This window comes from uncultured Rhodococcus sp. (assembly GCF_963525155.1).
In the GTDB taxonomy this organism is placed as follows: Bacteria; Actinomycetota; Actinomycetes; order Mycobacteriales; family Mycobacteriaceae; genus Rhodococcus_F; species Rhodococcus_F qingshengii.
In genome coordinates this window covers 51,343-63,673 of sequence record NZ_CAURKP010000015.1, presented here as the reverse complement: position 1 = coordinate 63,673, position 12,331 = coordinate 51,343, and the positions used below count along the sequence as shown (strand labels likewise).

Annotated in this window: 9 protein-coding genes; 5 read left to right on the top strand and 4 right to left on the bottom strand. The window is 61.6% G+C overall.

What is annotated here, in order from left to right:
* Window positions 1-77 precede the first annotated feature (77 nt).
* Together RWT78_RS06020 and lanKC are read right to left on the bottom strand one after the other, a co-directional pair.
* Window positions 78-1,067, bottom strand: a complete 990-nt coding sequence (locus tag RWT78_RS06020; RefSeq protein WP_314674647.1) for a hypothetical protein — start codon at window positions 1,065-1,067, stop codon at window positions 78-80.
* A 424-nt stretch (window positions 1,068-1,491) separates the two neighbouring features.
* Complete coding sequence (gene lanKC, locus RWT78_RS06015) at window positions 1,492-4,074, bottom strand: class III lanthionine synthetase LanKC (RefSeq protein ID WP_314674645.1); 2,583 nt, start codon at window positions 4,072-4,074, stop codon at window positions 1,492-1,494.
* Window positions 4,075-4,442: 368 nt separating this feature from the next.
* On the opposite strand from lanKC, the gene RWT78_RS06010 reads away from it, so the two are divergent.
* From RWT78_RS06010 to RWT78_RS06000, 3 genes are read left to right on the top strand one after another with little or no spacing between them, the layout of a single operon-like run.
* The gene (locus RWT78_RS06010; RefSeq protein WP_054825086.1) at window positions 4,443-5,636 is read left to right on the top strand and encodes an acetyl-CoA C-acyltransferase; all 1,194 of its coding nucleotides are present in this window, start codon (window positions 4,443-4,445) and stop codon (window positions 5,634-5,636) included.
* Between the two features lie 28 nt (window positions 5,637-5,664).
* Window positions 5,665-6,426 (top strand): 3-hydroxyacyl-CoA dehydrogenase, encoded by a 762-nt coding sequence (locus RWT78_RS06005; RefSeq protein WP_314674642.1) that lies wholly within the window; start codon window positions 5,665-5,667, stop codon window positions 6,424-6,426.
* A gap of 13 nt (window positions 6,427-6,439) precedes the next feature.
* Window positions 6,440-7,066, top strand: coding sequence for a TetR/AcrR family transcriptional regulator (locus tag RWT78_RS06000; RefSeq protein WP_218747929.1), 627 nt, complete (start codon window positions 6,440-6,442; stop codon window positions 7,064-7,066).
* Between the two features lie 86 nt (window positions 7,067-7,152).
* Here RWT78_RS06000 and RWT78_RS05995 read toward each other — a convergent pair whose 3' ends face one another.
* Window positions 7,153-8,775, bottom strand: coding sequence for a long-chain fatty acid--CoA ligase (locus RWT78_RS05995; protein WP_003943212.1), 1,623 nt, complete (start codon window positions 8,773-8,775; stop codon window positions 7,153-7,155).
* A gap of 101 nt (window positions 8,776-8,876) precedes the next feature.
* The gene (locus RWT78_RS05990) at window positions 8,877-10,562 is read right to left on the bottom strand and encodes a dihydroxyacetone kinase family protein (RefSeq protein ID WP_314674637.1); all 1,686 of its coding nucleotides are present in this window, start codon (window positions 10,560-10,562) and stop codon (window positions 8,877-8,879) included.
* Between the two features lie 54 nt (window positions 10,563-10,616).
* Between RWT78_RS05990 and RWT78_RS05985 the strand changes: the two genes are divergently transcribed.
* Both RWT78_RS05985 and RWT78_RS05980 read left to right on the top strand, forming a co-directional pair.
* Window positions 10,617-11,480, top strand: a complete 864-nt coding sequence (locus RWT78_RS05985; protein WP_037130530.1) for a patatin-like phospholipase family protein — start codon at window positions 10,617-10,619, stop codon at window positions 11,478-11,480.
* Window positions 11,477-12,331 (top strand): LLM class flavin-dependent oxidoreductase, encoded by an 855-nt coding sequence (locus RWT78_RS05980; RefSeq protein WP_314674633.1) that lies wholly within the window; start codon window positions 11,477-11,479, stop codon window positions 12,329-12,331. Before RWT78_RS05985 ends, RWT78_RS05980 begins: the two co-directional genes overlap by 4 nt.

Below are 12,331 nucleotides of genomic sequence, written 5' to 3'. Positions count from 1 at the left end.
CCCCGACTGTCCATGCCGAAAGTTTAATCGAACAAAGTTTCGAACACAAGAGAATGCTGGATCGAAAATTGCTGCTATCAAATCGATTTCGACATTTCGGACATTCGGTTATAGGCGGGTCGCCGACGTAGTCCACGTGGGCCGACGAGTGCGAGCGCCACCATCAATCCGGAGCACAACAGCATCACGGCAGTCTCGATGAACTGAAATTGCCAGTACCGGCTCTGTGGGTGATAGATCACGGCATAGTGATCGATTCCCTGTTCTCGAAGGCAGTTGTCGACCTCGAGGTCTTGCTGCTTGCGATCGGAATTGTCTGAGCCCCAGCACATTGTGTAATCGGCGTCGATCATGTTGCCATCCGTATCGGCGAAGCCGGCACCGATGACCCACCTCGAGTCGAGATTTTCATACGGCGACGGTGCATATTCCGCTGCACGTGCCAGTCCGTCGATGGGTTGCACTTCAGTGTCGGGGGCCAAGTAATGTTCGCGCATCGTCGCGCTCAGTGCGACGGGCACGATCAAGAACGCGAGAAGAGTCATGACCATCGCGAAGACGGTGTTGCGGATGAGCAATGCGGCTGCGCTGCCGGTAGTCATCGCTAAAAAGGTGTAGGCGCCGACGACGATTCCCGTCGTCTGAAAATTGGGGAATTCCATCAAGGAAAACGAGGTGGCTTCATTTGTTGCCGCCTGTCCCCGGCCAAGCGTATGGGTCCAGCCGAGCACCAGGCCCAGGACTGCCATCGCAAGGGTGATGGGAACGAAGACCACCAGGGCCCGCAAGAAATACCATCGAACAAGGCTGGTGGACTCGAGAAAATCGAGGTTTTCGGGACCCTGCTCGAAGTCTCGGGCGAATGTGGTGACGCCGACCAGCATTCCTGAGGCGAACGGTAGTAGGAGTACGAGAAGCGTCGTCAAGGTGAGAGCGGTGTCGGCACGGCAACCGCCACCTCCGTCGTACCAGCGTGAGCAGATGTCGCCGAAGTCCCAACTCTCGCCCGAACGCTGAACGAACCAACCTGAAATCGCCGTTGTCAGGATCAGAAGGAATATCACCACCGATGACCATACGATCTGCCCTCGGCATTGCCGCCAGGTCGCGCACATCATCGGCGAATGCAGCTCGGTGAAGTGTGTATGCGTCTCATGATGAAACAATACTGTCCGTTTGACGATTCGCACTGATTGCGAAAGCCGATACCCCGGACCTGCTCCGAGGTATCGGCCTGAGGTCAGAGGCAGAAGAAACTGAGGGAACTGATTGCCGCGTTCTGCTCGAGTTGGCCGGCATCTCCGACGTTGCCGGCGGCGACTGACAGATCTTGAAGGGAGAGAATAGCGTCCATTGTCATTTCCTTTGTTGATCGGCACGTTTACCGATGGATTTGATCGATCGAATTGTCTTGCGGTGCTGATTCCATTTCAGGTTTTTGGCCTGATGCTTCTGTGCTCCAATCTTCCGAGGTGATAACTTTCCGAACAACTAGGCGATGTGGCAGGTCGACGCGCACATCAGTGGAAACGACTGTCGGGCAGGTGCCGAGCCGGTATGTCGGAGCAACGCCAGTATTCCTGCAGATCCGGTTGCCCAGTCTGTCGAGAGTCTCAGGTTCTGTTCACCTGGAAAGTGCAGGCCTCCTGCGTGATTGAGGCTGTGCAAGCCCAGAAGCTGAAACTGCTGTGCAAGCGTCTGTTCACAATCGGCGCCGGCGTATGGAGTCTTGGAGAGTTCGCTGAGGAACAGAATCAGCCCGGCTCGCCCGTTGAGTAGTCCGGCTTGGGCAGTGAATTCGACTGTGGCGGCGCGGGATATCGCACGCACCGCAGCTGCGTAACGCGGTTCGTCGACATGGCGCAGAAGTTGAAGAAGTACCAGGCCCACACCGGCAGACCCGGATCCGAGATACGGCATCGTCCGGCGCTCCTCTCTCAGTTGCATCGACCCGTCAGGGCACATCGACATCACAGACAGATCGATGTCGACGAGCTGGCGTGCGTGTTCCAGCGATCGAGGATCACCACTCAGTTCGTAGTGGCGAGTCCAGAACAGTGCTTGTCCGCTCGGTCCCCGTATCAGCCCACCGCGGCCGGCCACTGCCCAAGACGCCCCGTCGGTGTTGCGGACATGCGCGCAAGCAGCTGAAATTCGTTCGCGCAGAGTTTCAGTCACGACGGCGAGAGTGGGTGACACGATCGGCCGTGAAACCGATTCCTCGAGTAGGAGGCAACCGATGCCGGAAAGGCCGTCGAAGAGGCTGGAGTCGAGCTCGTCGAGTGGAGCTTTGCACAAAGTCTCGACCCATCTGTCGGCAGTCGAGGCTCGCCCTAGTTGCCGAAAGGTATGCACCGCACCCGCGAGCCCGTCGAAGAAGCCGAACTTTGGTTGAGTATCCGAATCAACTTGATGTTCAGTCCATTCCAGAACTGACTCCAAGGTGTCTGCGGGAAGTACATCGGCGAGCAGGTTTCCGCACGAGCCGTGAGCAATGCCGTAGCCGTTCACTTCGAACTGGGCGATGTCACCGGGAAAGAGTCGATCAGGGCGGGAGAGATCAAGCGAGGCGAGGATGCCGCAGCGCAATCGAGCGGCCGCCCGTTGCAGGTTTTCCCCGGGCGACGTGTCCCAACGATGCGGGCGATTCTCCGGCGCCGGCGCCTGTACGTCGAGCATCGAATAGAGCGAGGCACCGAAGGCACGAGGAAGATCGAATCGAGACACCGCATAGTCGATGAGTTCGGGAATCTTGTTGCGATCGAGAGGGAACAATGTCGTAAGTGGGACAAAGAGTCCCAGCTCGATGCATCCCAACGAGTATCGATCCGCCGCGATTCCTGTCAACTGTCGAGGTGCTGTGTATCCGGGGGCTCCGGTGGACCGGGGCGGATGCTCGTCGATGTTGTGGGCCATCTCGAAGTCGATGATCCGAATACCGGACGGTGAGCACATGACGTTGCCAGGGTGAAGATCGGCATGAACGATTCCGGCGTTGTGGAAGCTCTCGACTGCGGTAGTCAACTGTTGTGCAATGTCGAGTGCCCAGGTTCTGTATTCCGTTCGGGAACTGAGTGTCTGGTCCGCGCGTATCAGTGGGTGGCGGAGCGCAACTTCCTGATTCAGGGGAGTGCCGGCAGCGCGCTCGGTGACAAGGAAGTGGTGTCCCTCGCGCTCGAACAACCTGATCGCAGAAGGTGCGTACGGGTTGTCGGCAAGGTGAGTCAACTTGTCGTACTCGTTACGGATGCGGTCGATTGCGTACCGGCCGTTGGCGTCCGGGGCGGTAAAGGGACGGCCTTCTTTGATGACCAGATCGATGCCGGCGTCGTCGAATGCGGAGTAGATCCCCCCGCTGTTGCTGAAGTGCAGGGCTTCAGTGATCGAATAGGGGAATTCGTCATGTGATTTCAGCTTGTCTTGCTGCGCGCGAACGAAGTCCGGGATTTGTACCCAGTCCGGAGTTCTGAAGGAAGTGCCGCGCACATCGGGTTCGAGCGATCCGTCAGGACGCCGAATTGCCGGGACGCGATCGCCGAATGAATCGTAGGTCTGCATGGGCAGATACGCGCCGTACCGTAAGTAGAGCGGTCCCCGGTTCCATCGCACATCGCTGAGGATGTACGGCCCGTCGGCACCGGCGACAAGCTTGTCCAGTTCGGTGATGACACGTTGTGTGGCAACACCATCCGCCGGATAGATCGTGATGAATTTTCCGCTGGAAGTTCGATTGGCCTGCTTGCTGTTGGACAACATGAGGTCTGCTGCCGTCCGAAGAAATTTGAACGGCACATGATTGTGACCGCAATACACGGAAACGGTATCGAGCAGCTCCTGCGCGTTGGCTCGGGTAGCGGAGCAGTGAATCTTCCATCCTTGTTCTGGCAGCAGACCGTCGGGCGGTTGGAAGTAGTTCCACGGTCCACTTTGGGGACCGCGCCGCCAGAGCGACCAATCCACCGACTTCGCGGGGATAAAGTGCTGGTCAGTTGATGTATCTGGTCGGGTGACCGTTCTGATTCGGTCGTAGAAATGCGGGTCGGCACGCGTGAAGGCAACGTATCGCAGGTCCACGCCAAACCTCCCGGTCAGTCCCCCTGCGGTTGTCATCGATTGGTGCCACGCCCCGAATCCCCTGTGGCTTGGATTGCTTGTGGCGGAAGGTTATCCGATTCCGGACATTTCGGGCGAAGATTGAAAACCTATCATTCGAAAGTACTAATGAAGGGTGTGGGCCAGGCGAGGTCACTGATCGCCCAGCTTTTAGTCGGCCACATTTGTTTCGAGTTCGGAGGCCCCCTCTTGACGAGGGGATCAAGTCGGTGGTAGTTCTTTAGCGAGCGCTAAGTCAGGGTGCTCCCTCGATCTCGGTCCGGTGCCCGGCGCCACGAAACTCGGGTGCCGGACCGCCCCAGCAATGCACGTCCTCGAAGGGAACGAAGATGACCAAGGCAGTGATCGTCGATGTAGTCCGGATCGCGTCAGGCAAGGGCAAGCCGGGCGGAGCACTGTCCGGGACGCACCCTGTCGAACTGATGGCCCACGTTCTGCGTTCCATCACCTCGCGAAACGGCCTCGACCCCGCCCTGGTGGACGACGTGATCGGCGGTTGCGTCGGACAAGCCGGTGAGCAGGCACTCAACATCACCCGCAGCGCGGTCCTCTCGGCCGGATTCCCCGAGTCGGTACCCGCCACCACGATCGATCGCCAGTGCGGATCAAGTCAGCAAGCTGCGCACTTTGCGGCGCAGGGCGTGATCGCCGGGGCCTACGACATCGTGATCGCGGCGGGCGTCGAATCCATGAGTCGTGTCCCGATGGGCACTACGACGATGGGGAAGGATGCTTCCGGTCCGGGCGTCGCGGCTCGCTACCCCGAAGGCCTGGTCAACCAGGGCATCTCCGCGGAGTTGATCACCGCGAAGTGGAAGTTCGACCGCGACGCTCTCGACGCATTTGCTGCGCAGTCCCACCAGCGGGCCGCGGAGGCGGCGGCGAAGGGGCTCTTCGACAAGGAGATTCTGCCGATCTCGGTGACCAACGCCGCCGGTGAGACCGTCTCGCATACCGTCGACGAGACGGTTCGCGCGTCTACTACCGCCGAGGGACTCGCCGGCTTGAAGCCGTCGTTCTACTCGGAGAAGTACGCGCAGCGCTTCCCCGAGGCGCAGTGGTCGATCACTCCCGGTAACTCGTCGCCGCTCACCGACGGCGCGTCCGCAGCACTGATCATGAGCGAAGAAATGGCGTCGAAGCTGGGGCTGACCCCGCGAGCTCGTTTCCACTCCTTCTCCGTTGCGGGCGATGACCCGATCTTCATGCTCACCGCGCCCATCCCGGCCACCCACAAGGTGCTCGCTCGCGCCGGTCTGAGCATCGACGACATCGATACCTACGAGGTCAACGAAGCCTTCGCTCCCGTTCCACTCGCCTGGGCTCACGAGTTCGGCGCCGACCCGGCAAAGCTCAACCCGTGGGGCGGCGCGATTGCACTCGGCCATGCCCTGGGGTCCTCGGGTACTCGCCTGCTGACCACGATGGTCAACCACCTCGAGGCCACCGGCGGACGCTACGGATTGCAGACCATGTGCGAGGGCGCCGGCATGGCCAACGCCACAATCATCGAACGCATCTGAAACACATAACCTTTCGAAAGGAACTCTCATGATCGTCAACGACAGCGTCGCCGTCGTCACCGGTGGAGCATCCGGCCTCGGCCTGGCTACGACCAAAGCCCTTCTTGCCGACGGTGCCAGCGTCGTCATCATCGACCTTCCGTCGTCCAACGGTGAAGCCATCGCCAAGGAACTTGGCGACCGGGTCCGCTTCGCGGCTGCAGACGTCACCGACGAGGCTGCGGTCACCGCGGCACTCGACGTGGCCGAGTCCCTCGGACCCCTGCGCGTGGCAGTCAACTGCGCCGGAATCGGCAACGCAGTCAAGACGGTCAGCAAGAAGGGCGCTTTCCCGCTCGACGCGTTCAAGAAGGTCATCGACGTCAATCTGATCGGCACCTTCAACGTCCTTCGTCTTGCTGCGGAACGTATTTCGAAGACCGAGCCGATCGACGGTGAACGCGGCGTCATCATCAACACCGGTTCGGTCGCAGCGTATGACGGCCAGATCGGGCAGGCTGCGTACTCCGCGTCGAAGGGTGGCGTCGTCGGTATGACGCTTCCCATCGCCCGTGACCTCGCGTCGCTGCTGATCCGCGTCAACACCATTGCACCCGGCTTGTTCAAGACCCCGTTGCTGGCCGGACTGCCCGAAGCAGCCCAGGCGTCGTTGGGTCAGCAGGTGCCTCACCCCTCTCGCCTGGGTGATCCCAGCGAGTACGGCGCGCTTGCTGCGCACATCGTTTCCAACCCCATGCTCAATGGTGAGACGATACGCCTCGACGGTGCAATCCGTATGGCACCGCGGTAATTTCGGCTATCACATGACTGGCGAGGTGGAGTCGGTGAGCTCGGTGGCAGTGGACTGGAGGTCCTTCCCGCCGCTGGTGATGACCGACATCCTGACGGCTTCGCTCGAACTGTTCGACGAGAATGGTTACCACGGCACGACGGTGCGCCAGATTGCCAATCGTGTCGGGGTAACCGTTCCCGCGCTCTACTATCACCACGCGAACAAAGAGGCAGTTCTCGTCGCTTTGTTCGAGGTCTCGATGAGTGAGCTGAATACCAGAACCGAAGCGGCAGAAGCGGAGGCCGGCGAAAATCCGGTACGACGCTTCGCCTTGGTGGTGGAGGCGATTGTTCTCTATATGACCCACCGGTCGCGGCATGCTGCGTTGGACACCGAGATCCGGCATGTCTCACCGGAAAGTCGAAGTCGGTACGCCGCCAGTCGTAAGCGGCTCGAGTTGCTGATGCGCAGGATCGTCGACGACGGTGTGGCATCGGGAGATTTCGCGGTCACCGATACCGAAGAGACCGTCCGGGCAATACTCGGTATGGCGCAGTCACTGCCGCGTTGGTTCCAGACCGGCGGTCCGATGTCACCGTCGCAATTGGCGGAGAAGTACGTCGATATCGCTTTTCACACGGTCGGATATCGGCCGTAACGTGCATCGCTCGTGAACGACGGGGGGCAACAGGCCGAAAACCTGTTGCCCACCTTCAGTATTCATACTTCGGCATTCACTCGGTGTCAGAGTCGCGTAACTTCGAGTCCGCCCTCGTGGTAGTCGGCGCGAAGGCGTTTCTTGTCGAACTTGCCGACGCTCGTCTTCGGGACTTCCTGGACCACGGCCCAGTTCTCGGGCAGCTGCCACTTGGCAACCTTGTCCGAAAGGTACTGTTGCAGTTCGGACATGGTGGTTTCGGAACCGGCGCGAAGGACAACCGCAACCAACGGGCGCTCGTCCCACTTCTCGTCCGGCACGCCGATGACGGCAGCTTCGGTGACGTCGGGGTGACCCATGACGGCGTTCTCGAGGTCGACCGAGGAGATCCATTCGCCGCCGGACTTGATGATGTCCTTGGAGCGGTCGGACAGGCTCAGGAAGCCGTCGGCCGTGATGGATCCGACGTCACCGGTCTTGAGCCAGCCGTCGTTGAACTTGTCTTCCGCGTCGACGCCGTAGTACGACCCGGTGATCCAAGGGCCGCGCACTTCGAGCTCACCGACGGAAACTCCGTCGTGTGCAACAACTTTGCCGTCGTCGTCGATGAGTCGTGCCTCGACGGATGCCGGGAAGCGGCCCTGAGAGTAGCGGTACTTCCACATCGCGTCGCCGGTGACACCGGCCGGCGGGCGGGCAACGGATCCGAGCGGGGAGGTTTCGGTCATGCCCCAGGCATGCAGGACCGAGACGTTGTGATCGGCTTCGAATGCGTGCATGAGGGCCGGCGGTACCGCGGACCCACCGATCAGAACCTCGCGCATCGAGGAGATGTCCTGCGGGTTCTGCTCGAGGTAGAGGTGCAGGCCCTGCCAGATGGTGGGGACGGCTGCGGCGAACGTCGGCTTCTCGCTGGCGATGATCGCAGCCAACGGGGCAGGCTGGAGGAAGCGGTCGGGCATGATCAGCGAAGCACCGATCATGAATGCGGCGTAGGGAAGTCCCCACGACATGGCGTGGAACTGAGGCACCACGGCGAGTGCACGATCGCCCTGCGCGAGGTTGGGGCCGTCGCTCATGCAGACCTGCATGGAGTGCAGGTAGATCGAACGGTGGGAGTAGACGACGCCCTTGGGGTCACCTGTGGTGCCGGACGTGTAACACATTGCGGCAGCGCTCAGTTCGTCAACCTCGGGCCAGTCGAACTCGGTGGGCTGATCGGCGATCAAGCCCTCGTAGGTGTGAACCTGCACTCCCTCGGGAGCTTCGAGTCCTGCAGTGGAGGAGCCGGTGACGACGATGTGCTTGACGGTGGTCAGCGACGGAAGCTGCGGAGAGAGAAGCGGAATCAGAGACGGGTCGACGATGATCACGCGGTCCTCGGCGTGATTGGCGACATGGATCAACTGCTCGGGGAACAGACGAATGTTCAGGGTGTGGAGCACAGCGCCCATCGAGGGGATCGCCAGGTACGCCTCGAGGTGCTCGGAGTTGTTCCACATGAACGTGGCGACTCGCTCGTCGCCCTCGACGCCGAGCCCGCGCAGGGCGTGCGCAAGCTGAGCACAGCGCTTGCCGACGTCAGCGTAGGACACACGGCGCGGGCCGGACTCGGTCCACGTGACAACCTCGGAGGCGCCGTGAACGGAGGCACCGTGGCGGAGAAGTTGAGCAATGGAGAGGGGGGCGTCTTGCATGGTGCTCAGCATGGGCTGCTCCTGTGTGGTGTGTGAGACCGGTGCTTTTGCCCACGGGTCGTCACAAACGATGTGCTGTGGCTGCCAGATTAGTCACAGCCCCGAAGTGCTCGCTAGTGACCCACTGCACTGGCGAAGAACCACGCTATGAGTAGCGCTCCCGGATCGACTACTCCGCGAGCGGCTTCGCCCACATAACTTGCACGTCCGCGGTTCGCGAGCATGGTTTCGGTCGACTCCGCCCCGGCCGCTGCGGCTTCCGCTGCGCTCGCCAGCGCAGCATCTCGATCGGCTTCCGAGCTCACGGATTGCTCCAACGACTCGACCGCCGGAACTATCGCGTCGACCATCGTCTTGTCGCCGACGCGTGCGCCGCCGAGCGAGGTGATGTTGTCGAGTCCCGCTCGCGCTGCAGCCGCGATCGCGCCGAGGTCGAGTTCGGAGTCCGCCGAGTCTGCGGCAACGCGGAAGAAATGCCGGAACCAGATGCCGAACAATGCGCCGGAGGTGCCACCGGCGTGGCCGAGGTACGCCTGTGAGACTGCATCGAATATCGTTGCGGTGGAGTACGTGTCACGGATCGCCGAGATGTCGAGTTGATCCAGTGCGGCCACCATGTTGGTCCCGAAATCGCCGTCGCCCGCTCGTCGGTCGAGATCGGTCAGTGCCGGTTCCTGATCCAGTACCTTCTCGGCCCAGTCTGCAATCCAGCTTCCGACGAAGCTGCTTTCGGCGGTGCGTGAGGTGTCGGGTGTGAATGTGGGACCGAAAGATTCGCGCGTGCCCATGCCGGGGTACTCACGCGCTATAGCATTCGGCCAGGCGGGCGCTTTTGTTGGTGCGTCCCATAATTCGAGGATTTCTTTGTCTGTGCGAACAAGGGTGATGGACGCGCCTGCCATGTTCAATGCAGTGACGAAGGTTCCGATCAGTGTCCGCTCGATGTGAATTCCCTGTTCGTCCAGATAATCTCCGAGTTCGGCGAACAGTAGTTGCAACTCCAGCGGGTGGGTGGCGCCGAGACCGTTGACGACGGCGATGACGCGGTCACCTTCGGCGAGGCTCAGGGACTTGATGATCGGGTCCGTCAGCCGCCGCACCAATTCCGGTGCGGGCAGGGCGTCCACGCGTTCTGTGCCGCGTTCGCCGTGGATGCCGATACCGAGTTCCATCTGACCCGCCGGCAAGTCGAACGACGGCTCGTCAGCCCCCGGCAAAGTGCATGGGCGAAGGGCGACGGCCATGCTCCGAGCGGAGTGCGCGACGTGTTGTCCGATCCGGGTCACCTCGGCCAGGTCGTCGCCGCGGGCGGCGGATGCGCCGCAGACCTTCTCCACCACGATGGTTGCCGCAGTACCGCGTCGCCCCGGGCCACTGCCGTCTGGGCGTTCGGTCGCGACGTCGTCGTCGACCAGGACGACGTCCGTATCGATCTTGTCCTCGCGTAGCAACTCTCGGGCGATACCGAAGTTCATCACGTCGCCGGTGTAGTTCTTCACGATGTGAAGGACGCCGCCGCCGGCGTCGGCAGCCTTGGATCCCTCGTGGATCTGAAGTGCATTGGGTGAGCTGAAGACCAATCCGGGGCAGACGGCTGTGAGCATTCCTTCGCCGATGAATCCGGCGTGCATGGGTTCGTGGCCTGAACCGCCGCCGGAGACGAGCGCGACCCGTCCGCGGGGAAGTGGCCTTGCGCGTGTGAGGTACCCAGGGTCGGGATTCCACGCGATGTCGTCGGTGGATGCGATCAAACCACGGAGTGCGTCGGGAACAAATGTCTTTGCGCTGCGCATGAACATCACTTCAGAGTAGGTCTAACGTCGACTTCGGGCACGGATCACGATCGACGAGAGGTGGACGGCGTGAAATTGGGGTTGGTACTTGCCGGCGGCGGCGTTGCGGGAATCGCCTGGGAAACAGGTTTTCTGTTGGGCCTTCAGGACAAATCACCGGACACTGCCGCTGCGCTGCTGACGGCGGACGTGTTGATCGGCACTTCCGCAGGTTCCACGGTGAGCGCTCAGATAGCGAGCGGCGTGACACTGCAAGAACTTTTCGACGCACAAACAGCGGAGGCGACCGGCGAAATCGACCCGAAGGTCGATGTCGAGGTACTCGGTCAGATGTTCGTCGACGCGATCGCAGGATCGCAGGACCGGGCCGAGCAGCTCCGTTTGCTCGGCGAAGCAGCGATGAGAGCCGATACCGTCGAACCTGCCTTGCGTCGCGCGGTCATCGAGGCGAGGCTGCCCAATCGGTTGTGGCCCGACCGGGAGTTGCGCATCCCGGCGATCAACGCACAGACCGGTGAGTTGAGGGTGTTCGGCAACGATGACGGCGTAGAACTGATCGACGCAGTCGGAGCAAGTTGCGCCGTACCAGGGGTGTGGCCGGTAGTCGTGATCGAGGGCGAGCGGTACATGGACGGCGGAATGGCGAGTGGCTCGAATGTTCATCTGGCTGCCGACTGCGATGTGGTCGTGGTTCTTTCACCCGCAGCCGACCCCGCCCCGAATCTTCTGGGCGGCAGTCTACGAGAGGAAATCGACGTGATGACGCCCTTGCCCGTGCTGCCTGTCTTCGCCGACGACGCCGTCGTCGAAGCGATCGGAACGAACTCGCTTTCACCGACAACCAGGCGCCCCGCAGCCGAACTCGGCCGCGAACAGGGCCGTCGAACCGCCGACGAGATCGCCGCGTTTCTGGTGACGGCATGAGTACCGCACGGATTGCTGTCGTCCTGCGCCCGGAACAGCCCCCGGAGGACCTGGTCAGCCATGCGAAGTATGCCGACGAGTGCGGTATCGGTGAGGTCTGGTTGTGGGAAGACTGCTTCTTCGGCGGAGGAATAGCCACTGCTGCAGCTGTATTGGCTGCAAGTGAGCGTCTGGGAGTAGCGATTGGCGTGCTGCCGACCCCGATGCGCAACACCGCGATCACGGCGATGGAGATTTCGGCGCTGGCCAGAGTTCATCCGGATCGACTGCGGGTTGGCTTCGGTCACGGCGTTCAGAGTTGGATGCGGCAGATCGGGGCCAAAGCCGAATCGCCGTTGACTCTCCTGCGGGAGCAGTTCAGAGCAGTCGAGCGGCTACTGCGCGGTGAGTCGGTGACGGTGTCCGGTCGATACGTGAATCTCACGGACGTCACGCTGGCGTGGCCACCGGAGACGGTGCCGCAGTTGCTCGTCGGCGCCACGGGGCCAAAGACTTTGGCGCTCAGTGGCGAGTTGGCGCAGGGCACCGTGCTCTCGGGTGGGACGACCCCGGACGGCGTGCGTCGGGCGATCGCTCACATCGGGGCGTCGGATCACGAGGTCGTCGTCTACGTCATCTGTGCTTTCGGTTCCGGCGGTCGTGAGCGCGCCCTTGCCGAGGCCGCAGCGTCCGGTAGCGAGTCGCCGGAGGATGCGATTGCCGTGGGCAACGCGGCCGAAGTCGCGGCAGCAGCACGGCGATGGGTTGCAGCAGGTGCACCCACCGTGGTACTCCAACCGACTGTTGACGAGCCGGATGTCCGCGAGTTCATTCGCTTTGTCGCGCAGGAGGTTCAACCCCTGGTGGCGTAG

Bases quoted from the DNA above. Each gene is read 5' to 3' on its own strand.
- RWT78_RS05980 (WP_314674633.1), top strand. From the start codon at position 11,477: ATGAGTACCGCACGGATTGCTGTCGTCCTGCGCCCGGAACAGCCCCCG.
- RWT78_RS05995 (WP_003943212.1), bottom strand. From the start codon at position 8,775: ATGCTGAGCACCATGCAAGACGCCCCCCTCTCCATTGCTCAACTTCTC.
- RWT78_RS06005 (WP_314674642.1), top strand. From the start codon at position 5,665: ATGATCGTCAACGACAGCGTCGCCGTCGTCACCGGTGGAGCATCCGGC.
- RWT78_RS06000 (WP_218747929.1), top strand. From the start codon at position 6,440: ATGACTGGCGAGGTGGAGTCGGTGAGCTCGGTGGCAGTGGACTGGAGG.
- RWT78_RS06010 (WP_054825086.1), top strand. From the start codon at position 4,443: ATGACCAAGGCAGTGATCGTCGATGTAGTCCGGATCGCGTCAGGCAAG.
- RWT78_RS05990 (WP_314674637.1), bottom strand. From the start codon at position 10,562: ATGTTCATGCGCAGCGCAAAGACATTTGTTCCCGACGCACTCCGTGGT.